The sequence below is a fragment of the Metalysinibacillus jejuensis genome (genome assembly GCF_003057615.1).
Taxonomy (GTDB): domain Bacteria; phylum Bacillota; class Bacilli; order Bacillales_A; family Planococcaceae; genus Metalysinibacillus; species Metalysinibacillus jejuensis.
The window spans coordinates 12050-28432 of record NZ_QAFW01000011.1 but is presented as its reverse complement, the minus strand read 5'-3'; the positions used below and the strand labels follow the sequence as shown (position 1 = coordinate 28432).

General features: G+C 40.4%; 17 protein-coding genes and 1 pseudogene. All 18 read left to right on the top strand.

Translation table 11 applies throughout. The features are described from left to right. Window positions 1-15: 15 nt before the first annotated feature. Window positions 16-783, top strand: coding sequence for a hypothetical protein (locus DDE80_RS05625; protein WP_108306695.1), 768 nt, complete (start codon window positions 16-18; stop codon window positions 781-783). Window positions 784-925: 142 nt separating this feature from the next. Next, window positions 926-1156, top strand: coding sequence for an HU family DNA-binding protein (locus DDE80_RS05620; RefSeq protein WP_108306694.1), 231 nt, complete (start codon window positions 926-928; stop codon window positions 1154-1156). 597 nt (window positions 1157-1753) lie between these two features. Next, window positions 1754-3571 carry a reverse transcriptase/maturase family protein gene (locus DDE80_RS05615; protein ID WP_108306693.1) on the top strand — a complete coding sequence of 606 codons (1818 nt, stop codon included), beginning with the start codon at window positions 1754-1756 and terminating at the stop codon, window positions 3569-3571. A 118-nt stretch (window positions 3572-3689) separates the two neighbouring features. Further along, window positions 3690-3767: pseudogene (locus DDE80_RS05610) on the top strand (HU family DNA-binding protein); the annotation flags it as partial. Window positions 3768-3987: 220 nt separating this feature from the next. After that, window positions 3988-4557: a GTP cyclohydrolase I FolE gene (gene folE, locus DDE80_RS05605; protein ID WP_108306692.1), complete on the top strand. Its 570-nt coding sequence runs from the start codon at window positions 3988-3990 to the stop codon at window positions 4555-4557. Between the two features lie 76 nt (window positions 4558-4633). Continuing rightward, a complete protein-coding gene (gene mtrB / locus DDE80_RS05600) occupies window positions 4634-4855 on the top strand; it encodes a trp RNA-binding attenuation protein MtrB (protein ID WP_108306691.1) in 222 nt (73 codons plus the stop codon). A gap of 33 nt (window positions 4856-4888) precedes the next feature. Then, window positions 4889-5614: a heptaprenyl diphosphate synthase component 1 gene (locus DDE80_RS05595; protein ID WP_108306690.1), complete on the top strand. Its 726-nt coding sequence runs from the start codon at window positions 4889-4891 to the stop codon at window positions 5612-5614. A 5-nt stretch (window positions 5615-5619) separates the two neighbouring features. Further along, window positions 5620-6324 carry a demethylmenaquinone methyltransferase gene (locus tag DDE80_RS05590; RefSeq protein WP_108306689.1) on the top strand — a complete coding sequence of 235 codons (705 nt, stop codon included), beginning with the start codon at window positions 5620-5622 and terminating at the stop codon, window positions 6322-6324. 19 nt (window positions 6325-6343) lie between these two features. Next, window positions 6344-7321 (top strand): heptaprenyl diphosphate synthase component II, encoded by a 978-nt coding sequence (gene hepT, locus DDE80_RS05585; RefSeq protein ID WP_108306688.1) that lies wholly within the window; start codon window positions 6344-6346, stop codon window positions 7319-7321. Between the two features lie 88 nt (window positions 7322-7409). Next, window positions 7410-7826, top strand: coding sequence for a nucleoside-diphosphate kinase (gene ndk / locus DDE80_RS05580; protein ID WP_108306687.1), 417 nt, complete (start codon window positions 7410-7412; stop codon window positions 7824-7826). 116 nt (window positions 7827-7942) lie between these two features. Beyond that, window positions 7943-8716, top strand: coding sequence for a CheR family methyltransferase (locus DDE80_RS05575; RefSeq protein WP_108306686.1), 774 nt, complete (start codon window positions 7943-7945; stop codon window positions 8714-8716). Between the two features lie 172 nt (window positions 8717-8888). After that, window positions 8889-10070, top strand: a complete 1182-nt coding sequence (aroC, locus tag DDE80_RS05570; RefSeq protein ID WP_108306685.1) for a chorismate synthase — start codon at window positions 8889-8891, stop codon at window positions 10068-10070. Window positions 10071-10072: 2 nt separating this feature from the next. Continuing rightward, window positions 10073-11164, top strand: a complete 1092-nt coding sequence (gene aroB / locus DDE80_RS05565) for a 3-dehydroquinate synthase (RefSeq protein ID WP_108306684.1) — start codon at window positions 10073-10075, stop codon at window positions 11162-11164. Continuing rightward, complete coding sequence (aroH, locus tag DDE80_RS05560; RefSeq protein WP_108306683.1) at window positions 11161-11523, top strand: chorismate mutase; 363 nt, start codon at window positions 11161-11163, stop codon at window positions 11521-11523. Before aroB ends, aroH begins: the two co-directional genes overlap by 4 nt. Window positions 11524-11539: 16 nt before the next feature. Further along, window positions 11540-12640: a histidinol-phosphate transaminase gene (gene hisC / locus DDE80_RS05555; protein WP_108306682.1), complete on the top strand. Its 1101-nt coding sequence runs from the start codon at window positions 11540-11542 to the stop codon at window positions 12638-12640. Further along, the gene (locus DDE80_RS05550) at window positions 12637-13734 is read left to right on the top strand and encodes a prephenate dehydrogenase (RefSeq protein WP_108306681.1); all 1098 of its coding nucleotides are present in this window, start codon (window positions 12637-12639) and stop codon (window positions 13732-13734) included. The genes hisC and DDE80_RS05550 overlap by 4 nt, the downstream gene beginning before the upstream one ends. Window positions 13735-13748: 14 nt before the next feature. After that, window positions 13749-15044 (top strand): 3-phosphoshikimate 1-carboxyvinyltransferase, encoded by a 1296-nt coding sequence (gene aroA, locus DDE80_RS05545; protein WP_108306680.1) that lies wholly within the window; start codon window positions 13749-13751, stop codon window positions 15042-15044. Window positions 15045-15119: 75 nt separating this feature from the next. After that, entirely contained in the window at window positions 15120-16379 is a 1260-nt protein-coding gene (locus DDE80_RS05540) for a tetratricopeptide repeat protein (protein ID WP_108306679.1), read from the top strand. Window positions 16380-16383: the final 4 nt, after the last annotated feature.

Genomic DNA, 16383 nt, shown 5'->3' with positions numbered 1-16383 from the left:
CAAAGAGGTGGAAAAATGAAAAAGCACTTTGCTTTAGGGCTAACGATGATGTTAGTTGCGATGATGTTAGCAGGCTGTATGTTTCCTGACAGCGAAAAAGCACAAAATCAAATTCCGTATGCTGATCAGCTTGCATCTGTGCAGCGTGCAGTAGATCAGTTTCGTGACGATACGGGCGGTTTAGTACCGATTAAAACACGTGATATGGATACGGATATTTTTATTAAATATTTAATTGATTTCGAACGTCTCGTACCAAAATATATGCCTGAGCCACCAGGCAATGCTTATGAAAAAGGTGGTATTTACCAATATATTATTTGGGATCCTGAAAATACGGCGGAAGTAAAATTAGTGGATTTAAATATGCCAGAGCGCATTCGTGAAATTCGTATTCGCTCGATGAATCGTTATATGCCAATTGCTGAACCGATTAATGCAAAAGCATATCATATTGATTATGAAGCGTTAGGCTTTAAAGAACCATTAACTGTAAAAAGCCCTTATAGCAATCATCAATTGCCGATCTTTATGACAGGTGATGGTAATTTATATGTAGATTACACATTAGACTTAGCTGAGATTTTGCGAGAAGAACAACCTGACGTAAAACCTGGTGATGATATTCGTGACTTATTAATTGAGCGTTCACCAATTGTTCCTGCTTATTCTATTCCTTATACGGTCGATGAGAATAACGAGCCTGTGATGATGTTTGGGAAGAAGCAAGAAGAAGAGGCTAAAGCGCGCGAAAACACTGAAGAAACAACAGAAACGCCTTAAATTTTTCTAAAAAATCAACAAAATACTATTATTTGCTGTAGATTTGGGTAAATGACTAAGGAATACAGTTGCACCGCGGTTTGCGATGTGTTAATCTTTTTACATGCTACAGAAGCATATCCTTTGAGGGGAGGTGAATAGTGTGAATAAAACAGAACTAGTAAACGCTGTTGCAGAAGCTACAGAACTTTCTAAGAAAGATGCTGCTTCAGCAGTAGACGCTGTCTTCAATACAATTCAAAACACTCTTGCAAAGGGTGATAAAGTGCAATTAATCGGTTTTGGTAACTTCGAAGTACGTGAACGTGCGGCTCGTAAAGGTCGTAACCCACAAACAGCACGCATCGAAGTGCTTTCACAACTAGCTTCTTAATAAGAAGAAAGTAACGAAAGTACGCGTCCGCTAAGGAAAACGATGCAAGGAATCGTATGACGTAATAGATGGTCATAGGCGAACGGCTCACTTTGAGGGGAAACCCAATATAAGGACAACAGTATGCCGGAACAAAGGTTCAAGTCAAGGACTCATAACTTGCGACTGAGAACCAACGCCAAGTTGATATAAGGATGAATGCTATACTGCGTGAAGAATAGCTCGGTGGCATTGGGTTGGCAGATGGGTTAATGAGATATAGTCCCATTTTCTACTAGGAATTTCCGTACCCTGTTTGACGGAGATTCGTCTATTCATATAGTAGACACGGATTTGATAAAAATCTAAGAGCGAAAGTTCCATCCGACAATCAACATTCCTAGTCATAGTGGATAACGATGGATTACCTAAGTCAAGACGCTCCTCACGGAGCTATTAGAGATGACCTCAAGGGAGACCAAGAGGTGTGGTCTATGAAAACTTGATATGGTAACAGAGTCCCCATAGTAGTCTGAGGTAGGGAAAGCCTGCTACGTGGCGAAGGGGGACAGTTCGAGCGAGTTTAATACGAACTTTAGAAGGAGTGTGTGAGACACTATGAGAAATTCTGAGGTGGTATTGAACAACTTAGTCACCCAAGCGACAGATGAGAATTACAGGTTCGACAGGCTCATTAGAAACCTTTACAATGAAGATTTCTATCTTAGAGCCATAGGAAAACTATACGCCAATAGTGGGGCGGGTACTAAAGGCAGTGATGGTACATCTATCAGTGGATTTAGTAACAAAGATATCGAAAAGATAATCGACCAAATACGCAACGAAACGTATGAACCTACCCCACTACGCCGAGTCTACATTCCAAAGAAAAATGGTAAGAAAAGACCGTTAGGAATGCCAAACTTTAAGGATAAACTAGTGCAAGAAGTCATTAGGCTAATACTAGAGGCAATTTATGAACCAATATTTCTTAACACTTCGCACGGATTTAGACCTAATAGAAGTTGTCATACTGCAATAAACGATATTGACGTTACCTTTACAGGTATAAAATGGTTTGTTGAAGGGGATATAAAAGGATGCTTTGATAACATCAATCAGCATATTCTCATTAAGTTATTACAAAAGAGAATAAAGGATGAAAAATTCCTAAGATTGATAAACAAATTCCTAAAATGTGGATACATTGAGGATTGGGTATATCACAAAACATATTCAGGTACTCCGCAAGGAGGTATAATGAGTCCTATTCTTGCTAACATTTATCTGCACGAATTGGATAAATATATGGCGAATCTGCAAAATGGCTTTGAAAAAGGTTCACCAAACAGAAAAACCAACCCTGCGTATAGTAGAACTTCTGCGAAATTACATCGGAGAAGAGTGAAATACAAAAAGAATCCAAATGAGGAAACATTGAAAGAAATTAAAGCACTTGAAAAAGAAATGCTTCAAATGCCTTACTATGACCCAGAAGACGAATCATACAAAAGACTGAGATACGTTAGATATGCAGACGACTTTTTAATAGGTATCATAGGGTCTAAAGAAGATGCCGAAAGAATTAAAAGGAAAGTTGGTGAATTCCTTAAAAACGAACTTGACTTAGAACTCTCAGAGGAAAAGACACTCGTAACACACGTATCTGACAGAGCAAAATTCTTAGGATTCGAAATTACAAAGAGAGTACCTAAAATCGAAAGAGTCAGCTACAGTCACGGAAGTATGAGGAAAGCTAACGGTAATTTGGAATTCTATATGCCACACGATTATGCTGTAAAATGGCTCAAAGATGCTAGGGCTATAACATTCAAAAAGGACGGTACTTGGAAACCGGTAGCACGTTACAGTTTAACTAACCTGTCTGACTTGGAATTAATCTCTATCGCAAATAGTGAAATCAGAGGTATTTACAACTATTTCAAGATAGCGAAAAATATTCACAGGCAAATGTCTACGATAATTTACGCTATTGAATATAGTACCTTAGGTACTATGGCTAGAAAACGGAAATCCTCAGTAGGTAAAATCAAGGAATCACTAAGAATCGGGAAATATTGGGGTACAGTCTATGATACCAAAAAAGGGAAAAAGACAATGTTATTCTTTAACAGCCCTATAACACGAGAGAAATTCTCGTCAACAAAAACCGATGAAAGCGTTGATGAAGTATTTAACCTAATGAAACATAGAGGACGTACGGAACTAGAAAGAAGGCTATCAGCGTGTGAATGTGAAATTTGCGGGAGCTTCGACATCGATGGTGAATTTCATATCCACCACACAAATAAACTCAAGAACTTGAAAAAGAAGACAAAATTGAGTTACTGGATGAAAGAAATGATAGCTCGAAATAGGAAAACCCTAATTGTATGCACCGATTGTCATTGGAAAATACACACGGGGTCATTGTAAACTGACTAAGTAGTTCGGATGGTGAGCCGTATGCTTCGAGAGTTGCACGTACGGTTCTAGGAGAAGTTCAACCAAACCTACTATGGCAACATAGCAAGGCGGGAGGTTCTTACTCGATGGTGCTGAGATTGAAATTGCTGCAAGCAAAGTACCTGCTTTCAAACCAGGTAAAGCGCTTAAAGATGCGGTAAACTAATGCATCATTTAAAGCTGTAAAATAAAATGTATTTTACATAGAGGCGACCTAAAATGTTATTTTGGGTCGCCTCTACTTTTTTCTTACATAAATTTCACAGAAATTCGAGTTTGGTTCGTTTAATAACAGCGCAAAGGGTGCTACAATGGACAATGGATTGCATTATTAAAGTAGTGTTAATGTAAGGTTAAATGTATTAACACGTGGGAGGATAACAGATATGTCAAAGGTAGACTTACCTAAAATTGAAGAAGCAGTAAAAATGATATTAGAAGCTGTAGGCGAAGATGTAAATCGTGAAGGCTTATTAGATACACCAAAACGCGTAGCTAAAATGTACGCAGAAATGTTCAGTGGTTTACATGAAGATGCACGTGACTATTTCCAAACGGTATTTCATGAAAATCACGAAGAACTCGTATTAGTAAAAGATATTCCTTTTTATTCAATGTGTGAGCATCACCTCGTACCATTTTACGGTAAAGCACATGTAGCTTATATCCCACAAGATGGTGTAGTAGCTGGCTTAAGTAAATTAGGCCGCGCTGTTGAAACTATTGCACGACGTCCGCAATTACAAGAGCGCATTACGTCTTCAGTAGCGGATGTAATTATGGAAACACTTGGTGCAAAAGGGGTATATGTTATTATTGAGGCTGAGCATATGTGCATGACAATGCGCGGGCTTAAAAAGCCTGGTGCTAAGACGGTTACCTCGGTAGCACGTGGGGTTTATGAACAGGATGAAGTATTGCGCCGTGAAGTCGTATCATTTATCCAAATGTCTTAATATCAATTGCATATTTATGATATGATGGACAAAGAAATCTGCCTACATCTAGCGAGGCGAAAAAGGATGTGTAAAGATGGCACAAACAGACTATATTGTAATTGAAGCACAAGAGGATGGCGTACAACTAATCGGGTTAACGCGCGGTACAGATACAAAGTTTCATCACTCTGAAAAGTTAGATAAAGGTGAAGTGATGATTGCGCAGTTTACTGAGCACACTTCGGCAATGAAGGTGCGAGGCAAGGCATCAATACACACCGCACACGGTATAATAATAAGTGAATCTCGTAAATAGAGATGGATTAACTAGTGAAATGGAGCAAGGGCTATGAATGTAACAGACGCTCAAAATGAATTACAACGATTTAAAGAAGCTGTTTTTAAGCATGTTCGTCATAGAACTTTACAACAGTTTACCGGAGCACCAATCGTCGATGATACGCGTATGTTTTACGCGCTCTTACCCTTTTTCAATAAAGAGGCAACGGAGGCGCACGAGGCTAATGCGGTCGTCTTAGGTGTCGTACATGCAGCGCTCGCAGCGCATGATTTAATTGAAGAGCAAGCTACGATTTCAAAAGAGCAACAGCTTATTGTCTTAGCAGGTGATTATTATAGCGGACGCTACTATCAATTATTAGCAGCTTCACATGATATCGCACTTATACAAGCGTTATCGCAAGCAATTATTGTGCGCTGTGAGCAAAAAGCAAAAGCTTACGAAACTGATCCATTAACTGTCGAGCAATGGTTAATGACACTGCAACAAATGGAGAGTGTACTCATTAGCAGCTATTTTACGTGCGAGCAATTTGCAGCGTATATACCCATTGCTGAGCAAGGGCTGCTATTAGTTCGCTTATATGAAGAACAACAACAATTATCGCGCTTAAGTGAGCGCTTAGCTACGCCAACTGAAACGTTAGCAATTATAGCTGAACAAATCGCTACCTTAGAACAAGAGATGCATACAATGATTGAAGAAGCAGACTTTTTACTTCCTTCAGTAAAAGCATTAATTGTTGAATGGGGTATGAAAAAAAGTGAGGCATAACGATAATGGCAAAAACAAAAGAACAACGTGTACATGAGGTGTTTGAGAGCATCTCAGGTAATTATGATACGATGAATAGCGTAATCAGCTTTAAAATGCATGTGCTGTGGCGCAAAGATGTGATGAAGCGTATGCAAGTTGAAAAAGGGGCTAAGGTGTTAGACGTTTGCTGTGGCACAGCTGACTGGACAATTGCTTTAGCAGAGGCTACTGGCCCTACAGGAGACGTGACAGGGTTAGATTTTAGTGAAAATATGTTAAGTGTAGGGCGCGATAAAGTAGTGCCGTACCCACAAATTACATTGATGCAAGGTAATGCAATGGCTTTACCTTTTGAAGACAATACATTTGATTATGTAACGATTGGTTTTGGGTTGCGTAATGTGCCAGACTATATGCAAACACTTAGCGAAATGTATCGCGTAGTAAAGCCAGGTGGGCTAGTAGTATGTCTTGAAACGTCGCAACCAGAGATGCCAGGCTATCGTCAAGCATTTCGTTTGTATTTTAAATATATTATGCCAGCGTTTGGTAAAGTATTTGCGAAAAGCTATGATGAATATTCATGGTTACAGGAATCCGCAAATGATTTCCCTGGAATGAAGCAACTTGCACGTATGTTTGCAACGACTGGTTTTGAACGCATTGAATATAAGCCATATAGTGGTGGTGCAGCAGCAGGGCACTTCGGTTATAAACCTAAAAACTAATGGAGGAAGGATTTTTTACGTGGAAAAGTTGAAGTTGAAGTTACTCTACGCTGATTTGAAATCAGACTTAGATGTTATAGAAAAAGAGTTAGAACAAGCGTTAAACTCGTCTTCACACTTGCTAAACGATGCTTCTATCCATTTATTACAAGCAGGTGGTAAGCGCATTCGTCCAATTTTTGTATTATTAGGTGCTAAATTTGGCAATTATGCTATTACAGAAATTAAAAATGTTGCCGTGCCACTTGAGCTAATACATATGGCGTCACTCGTTCATGATGATGTGATCGATGACTCTGATATGAGAAGAGGAAGGCAGACCGTTAAAGCCCAGTGGAATAATAAAGTAGCGATGTATGTGGGCGACTTTATTTTTGCGCGCGCTTTAGCGTACATTACAACGTTAAATAATCCACGGGTGCATCAAATATTAGCGCATACGATGGTGGAAATTTGTAATGGTGAAGTGATTCAAATTGAAGATAAATTTAGACTAGATCAAAGCTTAACTGACTATTTCCGTCGCATTAAACGTAAAACAGCGCTCTTGATTTCATCAAGTTGTGAGTTAGGTGCAGTAGCAGCAGGAGTTAATGATAAAGATGTGCGTCATTTACGTCGCTTTGGCTATTTTGTCGGTATGAGCTTCCAAATCATTGATGACATTTTAGACATTATGGCAACAGATGAGGCGTTAGGTAAACCAGCGGGCAGTGACTTACTGCAAGGTAACATTACCCTGCCTATTTTGTTAGCGCAAGATGACCCAAGTGTCAAACCTTATATTGACAAAGTTATTGCTACGCACACGTTAAGTGAGGAAGAGCGTCAAGCGATGCTTAGTGCGCTACGTCGTTCACCTGCGATTGAAGAAGCGAAAAAAGTAAGCGATAAATATTTACAAAAAGCATTAAATGAAATTGAACAATTACCTAAACATCCAACGAAAAAGAAGTTGCGCGATATTGCTTTATTTATGGGCAAACGCAAGTTTTAATATATATGTTGAACTATAGGCGATAGTTTGATACTATTTATCGGTAGGTGAAAGCCTTCTGAGATAAACTAAAGGAGTTGTATACAACATGGCAATCGAAAAAACTTTTTTAATGGTTAAGCCAGATGGCGTTAAACGTCAACTAGTTGGCGATATCGTAGACCGTTTCGAGCGTAAAGGTTTCCACTTACGCGGTGCAAAATTAATGACAATTACAGAGGAATTAGCTAAACAACATTATGCTGAGCACTCTGAACGCCCATTCTTTGGCGAATTAGTAGAATTCATCACATCAGGTCCTGTATTTGCAATGGTATGGGAAGGCGAAAACGTAATTTCTGTTGGTCGTTTAATGATGGGTGCTACAAACCCACTTGAGTCTGCACCAGGTACAATCCGTGGTGACTACTCTACAACAGTATCACACAACGTTATTCACGGTTCTGATTCGTTTGCATCAGCACAACGTGAAATCGCGTTATTCTTCGGTGAAGACGCACTATAATAGTGAATGATACGACCTGCTCTCGTAGCAAGGTCGTATTTTTGTTTAAACGGTTTCGCAAAATAGCTACATCAGCTATAATGATACATACAACAGAAAGAGAGGAAAGATGTAGCATGTCAGGTTATGAACAATTCGTTGAAGGTATTAAACGAAAAACAGGTATTGATTTGGCACTCTATAAAGAAGCGCAGATGAAGAGACGATTAACCTCTCTTTATGAAAAGAAGGGCTATAAAAACTTCGTAGACTTTTTACGTGCTGTTGAAAGCGATCGCGATATGATGAATGAGTTTTTAGATCGCATGACGATTAACGTGTCAGAATTTTATCGCAATGGCAAGCGATGGGAAGTGTTGCAAAATAAAATTTTCCCTCGTTTATTACAAGGAAATCGTCGTTTGAAAATTTGGAGCGCTGCCTGCTCTACTGGTGAAGAGCCTTATTCATTAGTGATGGTACTTGCAGAACATCTTCCGCTATCGCAAATTCAAGTGATGGCAACAGACTTAGATGAGAATGCGATTGCTAAAGCGAAACGTGGCGTCTACCCAGAACGCTCATTAGCTGAAGTGCCGCCAGCAGTTAAAGCGAAGTATTTTGAAAAAGAAGGCGAATTTTATCGTGTGAAAGATGAAATTAAACGCTGTGTGACATTTAAAAAGCATAATTTATTAAGTGATACATATGATAGTAATCATGACTTAATTGTGTGCCGTAATGTTATGATTTACTTTACAGAAGAAGCAAAAGATCAAATCTATCAAAACTTTAGTAAGGCACTTAAACCAGGTGGTGTATTATTTGTCGGTTCAACCGAGCAGATTTTCTCACCTGCCCGTTATCAGTTTGAAGTAGAAGATACATTTTTCTATCGTAAGATGCAATAAGGTAGAGTGCGCTAATCGCTTAAGGGGCGGAGCGCACTTTTTTAACATAAATTGCGTGAGTATTCGAATTTTTCTTTGTGTCAAACAATTAAGAATTTAGCGCTGTTTTTTGAAAAAAATTATGTTATAGTGGAAGACATATACTTTAGTGAGTTGAAGGGAGAAAGTGCACATGCGTTACTTAACAGCAGGAGAGTCTCATGGACCTCAATTAACAACTATTATTGAAGGGTTACCTTCATTATTACCAATATCAATTGAAAAAATTAATCATGATTTAAAACGTCGTCAAGGAGGGCACGGACGAGGGCGCCGCATGCAAATTGAGACGGATACAGCAGATATTGTAGGTGGCGTACGACACGGTAAAACACTGGGTTCACCGCTAGCGCTTGTAGTTAAAAATGATGACTGGAAACACTGGACTAAGATCATGGGTGTTGAGCCACTTGAAGAGGGCGTTAATCCGGAAGATATTAAGCGTCAAATTTCACGTCCACGACCAGGACATGCTGATTTAGTAGGTGGTATGAAGTATGGTCACCGTGATTTACGCAACGTATTAGAGCGCTCTTCTGCACGTGAAACAACGGTACGTGTGGCAGTAGGCGCTATTGCTAAGCTATTATTAGCAGAACTAGATATTCATATTATTGCACACGTTATTGAAATTGGTGGTGTGCGTGCAGATACTACGTTAGCAGCGGGTAAAACAGTCGCTGAAATTCGTGAAATTGTAGAAAATGACCCGTGCTACTGTTTAGATCCAGAAGCATCTAAAAAAATGGTAGAAATGATTGATGCAACGAAAGAAGCTGGCGATACAATTGGGGGCGTAGTAGAAGTCATCGTCGAAGGTATGCCTGCAGGAGTAGGCTCGTACGTTCACTACGACCGCAAGCTAGACGCGAAATTAGCCGCTGCTATGTTAAGCATTAATGCCTTTAAAGGTGTCGAATTTGGTGAAGGATTTGAAATGGCACGACTTAAAGGTTCACAAGTACATGATGAGATCGTTTGGGATGAAGAGCACGGTTATACGCGCACAACGAATCGTTTAGGCGGTTTAGAGGGCGGTATGTCAACAGGTATGCCAATCGTAGTGCGTGGTGTAATGAAGCCAATCCCAACATTGTATAAACCACTACAAAGTGTGGATATCGAAACGAAAGAAGCGTTTGAAGCGAGTATTGAACGCTCTGATAGTAGCGCAGTCCCTGCTGCTTCTGTAGTGGCAGAACACGTTATTGCCTGGGAAATTGCAAGCGCAATTTTAGATCAGTTCCACGGTGATCAATTGCCTCAATTACAAGCGCAAATTACGGCGCATCGCCAGTACACGAAGGAGTTTTAATTATGAAGCATGTAAAGGTTTCGGCCGCATCGCATAGCTATGATGTTGTTATCGGGCAAGGCATTCTTAAAGAAGCAATGACAACATTTTCTAAGGAGCTAGAGAAGGCAGATAAAATTGTTGTCTTTACTGATGAAGCAGTATGGCAAGCACAACAAGCCTATTTTACAGAAAACTTTGCTTATGCGTATGAATTATTTATTTTTCCTGGCGGTGAAGCGAGTAAAACATTTGAGCAATATTTTGCTGCACAAAGTTTTTTACTTGAATTAGGTGCGTCCCGCAAAACATTAGCTATCGCTTTTGGCGGTGGAGCAGTAGGCGATGCTACAGGCTTTATTGCTGCGACGTATATGCGCGGCATCCCGTTTATACAAGTACCTACTACAATTTTAGCTCATGATAGTGCAGTAGGCGGTAAAACAGCAATCAATCATCCGTTAGGTAAAAATATGATCGGTGCTTTTTATCAGCCACAAGGCGTAATTTATGATCTAGCAGTGTTAAATAGCTTACCTGTTAGAGAAATTCGCTCTGGTATGGCAGAGGTAGTTAAACATGCGTATTTATCAGATGAAGCATGGCTTACAGAACTGCTAGTACGCGATCAACAAACGATGACGACAGCGCAACTTGCTAGTGATTTACAAAAAGGTATCGAAGTAAAAGCTGCAATCGTTTCTCAAGATGAAACCGAACAATCTGTACGTAAATATTTAAATTTAGGCCATACGTATGGGCATGCAATTGAAGCGGCAGCTGGTTACGGTAAAATTGCGCATGGTGAAGCTGTCATGATTGGCTTACTCTTTACCCTTCTTTTAAGCGAACGTTACGGTACTATTACACGTGAGGCCACGACAGCACTACTCGCTTATTTAGTGCGCAATAATTATCCTTTAACAGCTGTATTTGACTACACTTTTAGCACGTTAGCGAGCTATTTAATGAAAGATAAAAAAGTAGCTTATGGACAACTTCAATTTGTCGTACTAGAAGCGGTTGGTCAACCGACAGTAAAAGAAGTGACGCTTGAAGAGTGTGAAGAAATTGATCGAATTTTACGCGCTTTATTAAAGGGGGATGTTCAATGATTAGGGGATTACGAGGTGCTATTACAGTAGAAGCAGATATTGCTGAACAAGTGTGGGAAGAAACTGCTAAATTAGTAACGGTAATGGCGGAGCAAAATAACATAACGCCTGAGCAAATCACATCTGTCATTATTTCAACAACACCTGATATTACGTCAGCGTTTCCAGCAAAAGCTGTACGTTTGATGGAAGGGTGGCAGTATGTTCCTGTAATGTGTATGCATGAAATGAATGTGGCACACGCGCTGCCACTATGTATTCGTGTATTAATGCATGCGGATGTAACTGTAACGCAAAAAGAAGTGCAACACGTATATTTAAACGAGGCCGTAAAGTTACGACCAGACTTAGTAAAATAAAGAGGAGACGGTACGAATGAAATGGAAACAGCAAATTCACAATATGAAAGCTTATCAACCAGGTAAGCCGATTGAAGCAGTAAAAGAGATGTATGGGTTAAAAGAAGTGGTGAAGCTAGCTTCTAATGAGAATCCTTTTGGGTGCTCACCAAAAGTAAATGCTTATTTACAACGAGCAGATGTTAACCATGCCATTTATCCAGACGGCTATGCCCAAAGCTTACGTACCGTAATGGCTGAACATTTACAAGTAAGTGAGAAAGAATTGATTTTTGGTAATGGCTCTGATGATTTAATTGCGATGATTACACGTTCATTACTTTACCCTGGCGTTAATACTGTAATGGCGGATCCATCTTTTTCGCAATATGCACATAACGCGGATATTGAAGGTGCTGAAGTGCGCAAAGTACCTACAGTAAACGGAGCACATGACTTAACTGCCATGTTAGCAGCAATTGATGAAAATACGTCGGTCGTATGGGTATGTAGCCCAAATAATCCGACAGGTGTCGTCATTGCTGATGACGAACTTCAAAACTTTTTACGTCAAGTACCACAAGATGTGTTAGTCGTACTAGATGAAGCTTACTATGAGTATGTAGTAGACGAGCGTCATAAAGATACGCTACCACTCATTCATACGTACCCAAATGTTATTATTTTACGTACGTTTTCTAAAGCTTACGGCTTAGCTGGTTTCCGCGTAGGCTACGGCATTGCTAACGAAGAAATTATCGCTAAAATTGATCCGGTGCGTGCACCGTTTAACAATACAGTATTAAGTCATGAAATTGCTAAAATTGCAATTAAAGACCAAGCGTTTATTGAAGCATGTATTGAGGCTAATGAAAGTGGTAAACGTCAATTCGAAGCGTTTTGTAACAAACATGGCTTACATTACTACCCATCAGCGACTAACTTTGTATTGTTTGAAGTGAAGGCTGATAGCGATGTAGTTTTTGAAAAGTTAATGCAACGCGGCTTTATCGTACGTAGTGGTAACGCGTTAGGTGTGCCAGGCTATTTACGTGTAACAATTGGTACAAAAGAGCAAAATGAAGCATTCTTTAAACAACTTGAAGAAGTGTTACAGGAGCAAGGAGTGCTTGTATGACACGTAATGTTTTAGTAATAGGGCTAGGGCTAATTGGAGGATCAATTGCCTTAGCTTTACAAAAAGCGCCTGAGGTCCGTATTTTTGGCTATGACCGCGATGCTAAAACACGCGAGCAAGCAGCGATGCTACATATTGTGCACGAAGCGGTAGAAGATGTTGAAGCAGCAGCTGAAATCGCAGATGTCATTATTTTCGGGACACCTGTAAACGCTACGCTACAATGGATGGAAGACATCAAAACGTGGCAGGTTAAGCCTAACGTCATTATTACAGATACCGGTAGCACCAAAAAAGCTATCATGCAAAAGGCGGGAGAATTACGCGCTAAAGGTATAACATTTATTGGTGGTCACCCGATGGCAGGTTCGCATAAGAGTGGTATTTTAGCAGCAAAACCTCATTTGTTTGAAAATGCCTACTATATGCTTACACCTTTAGCTGGTGAAGAAATTATAAATATGGCGAAATTAGAAAGTTTATTAAAATTTACGCATGCAAAAGTAGTGAGTGTTTCTGCGCATGAGCACGATCATATGACTGCGGTTGTAAGTCATTTCCCACATATTATTGCAGCATCACTCGTGCATCAGCTACGCACAGAGGATGATAATTATCCAATGACGCGTTCGCTAGCGGCAGGAGGGTTTAGGGACGTGACCCGCATTGCCTCTTCTAATCCTATTTTATGGCGTGATATTACGATGCAAAATCGCAAAGAGCTACTCGCACAGTTGCAAGATTGGCAACAAGAAATGACGCGCGTGCAAAAACTATTAGAAAGCGATGATGAACAAGCTATTGAACAGTACTTTGCATCTGCTAAGGCTGTGCGAGATGAACTACCAATTGGAGCAGGGGCCTTCTTTACAAGTTTTGATTTGTATGTGGATGTGCCTGACTATCCTGGTGTAATTTCTGAAGTAACGGGTTTCTTAGCTGATGAAGCGATTAGTATTACGAACTTGCGCATTGTAGAGTCGCGTGAAGATGTTTACGGCGTTCTCGTAATTAGTTTTCAAAATGAAGAAGATCGTAAACGAGCGGCAACCGCAATTGAACGTCGTGCTAAGTTTGAAACATTTATTTCGTAAAGGAGCATCTTTCTATGACGCAAAAAACATTACATTACGGCTCAGTTCGTTTACAAGGTAGCCTTATCGTACCGGGAGATAAATCGGTATCACATCGCTCTATTATGTTCGGGGCTATGGCGACGGGTACGACAACAGTAGAGGGCTTTTTATTAGGGGAAGACTGTTTAGATACCATTAAATGTTTTCGTAAGCTAGGCGTTAACATTGACGTACAGGCTACGAATGTCACAATCGAAAGCCCAGGCATAAATAATTGGGAAGAACCAAGTGAAGTACTTTATACGGGTAACTCTGGCACAACAACGCGTCTTATGTTAGGTGTGTTAGCTGGGTCGCATATCCATGCGATTATGACAGGCGATGCGTCGATTGCTAAACGCCCGATGCGTCGTGTAGTAGATCCATTGCGTTTAATGCAGGCGGATATTCGCGGGCGCAACAATGGACAATATACCCCGTTAGCCATTCAAGGAAAGCCTTTACAAGCGATTGATTATACAATGCCTGTCGCGAGTGCTCAGGTGAAGTCTGCAATTTTATTAGCCGGTTTACATGCAACGGGTACGACTATTGTACGTGAAGCTGTAGTATCACGTGATCATACTGAGCGTATGTTACGCCAATTTGGTGTAGCGGTGACGACAAAAGATGGCGCTGTCCATTTAACAGGTAATCAGCCGCTACAAGCGACGCATGTTAAAGTACCAGGCGATATTTCTTCTGCGGCTTTCTTTTTAGTAGCGGGTGCTATCGTACCAAATAGTGAAATTACATTGCAAAATGTTGGTCTCAACCCGACGAGAGATGGCATTATCGACGTATTGCAAGCAATGAAAGTTAAACTAGCGATTACGGATGTTACGGAAGATGCAGAACCGACTGCAACGTTGACTGTACAAACGAGCGAGATGCAAGCGACTATTATTGGAGGCGACGTTATCCCACGCTTAATCGACGAAATTCCTATTTTAGCATTGCTCGCAACGCAAGCGCACGGTACGACGATTATTAAGGATGCCGAGGAGCTAAAAGTAAAAGAAACCGATCGTATTCAAGCTGTAGTAACAGAACTTAAAAAGTTAGGTGCAACGATTGAGGCCACAGAAGATGGCATGGTAATTACTGGACCAACGCCATTACATGGTGCAAATTTAGCTTCTTATGGCGACCATCGTATCGGTATGATGGGAGCTATAGCCGCATTAATTGCTGAGGGCGAAGTGACAATTGATGACACAGCATGCATCGGCATTTCGTACCCTACATTTTTTGAACATATTGAACAACTAGCAAAAAGTCTCTCTTAAGTGGAGGCTTTTTTTCTTGTCGTCTTTCACACAGTCCGCTAACATAGAAGATATGACAAAAGAATGGGTGACATAATGGAACAATATGAACAGTTAGCAGAAGTAATTGCACAAGGTGATCTTACACAAGTCGAAACGTTACTTCCGCAATTTATGATAGATGCTTTACCGGAAAATCAATATGCGATTGCTGAGCAATTGATGTATTATGGCTATTTAACACAGGCTGATGAAGTGTTGCAACATCTTTTATTTTTATTGCCAGACGAACCACAACTCTTAATCGACCGCGCAAATGTAGCAATGGAATTAGGGTATGAAGACCAAGCACTCGATTTATTAATGCAAATCGATGAAGAGGCGGAGGAGTACCCTCAAGCATTGTTAGCACTAGCTGACTATTATCAAATGCAAGGGCTATTTGAGGCAGCGATGCAACGCTTAGATCAAGCACTTGTATTACTTCCACATGAGCCATTAGTACAATTTGCTAAAGCGGAGTTATTGACGGAAGTTGGTCGTTTTTTAGAGGCATCTCGCCTTTATGAAAGCTTATATGAACAACAAACTCATATTGGTGCGGTAGCTATTGCTGAGCGTTTAGCTGAAGTGTATCGCGCAGGCGCGGCCTACGAAGAAGCATTGACATATTATAAAGTAGCACTTGAAGATGAAGTAAAACCTGATGTACTATTTGGTGCAGCGTATGCCGCGTTTCAAACGGAGCAATTTGCGTATGCGAGCAAAACATTAGAAGAGTTACTCGCGCTTGATCTGGATTATTTTTCAGCCTATGTTTTACTCGCGCAATGTTATGAGCAACAAGAGCTTTTACAAGATGCTTATCAAACCGTGTTACAAGGTTTGCAACGGGATGAATATAATAAAGGTTTATATTTGTATGCAGGCAAATTAGCGTTAAAGCTAGGCTCTACTACAGAGGCCGAACAACATTTACGTGAAGCGATAGCCCTTGATCCTGAGTACATGGAAGCCATTATGACGCTAACCGCGTATTTAGCCGAGCAAGAAGATTATGAGAGCGTTATTGAATTAAGTGAAACATTACGTGCACAACAATTTAATTGGACAGCACTGTATCCATTTATCGCGAAGGCCTATGCGATGGAAGAGCAATTCGAAGAGGCGAGTGCGTATTATGATGCAGCGTATCGAGAGTTTGCTGACGATGCGGCGTTCTTAGCCGAATATGTTTACTTTTTACTAGAGGAAGGACGCCGAAGAGATGCGTTAGCAGTAGCGAAGAAGTTAATGACGCTACAAGATTACGTTACGGAATGGCCAGCGCTTGTTGAAACGTTAGAGGAGGAGTGAGTGT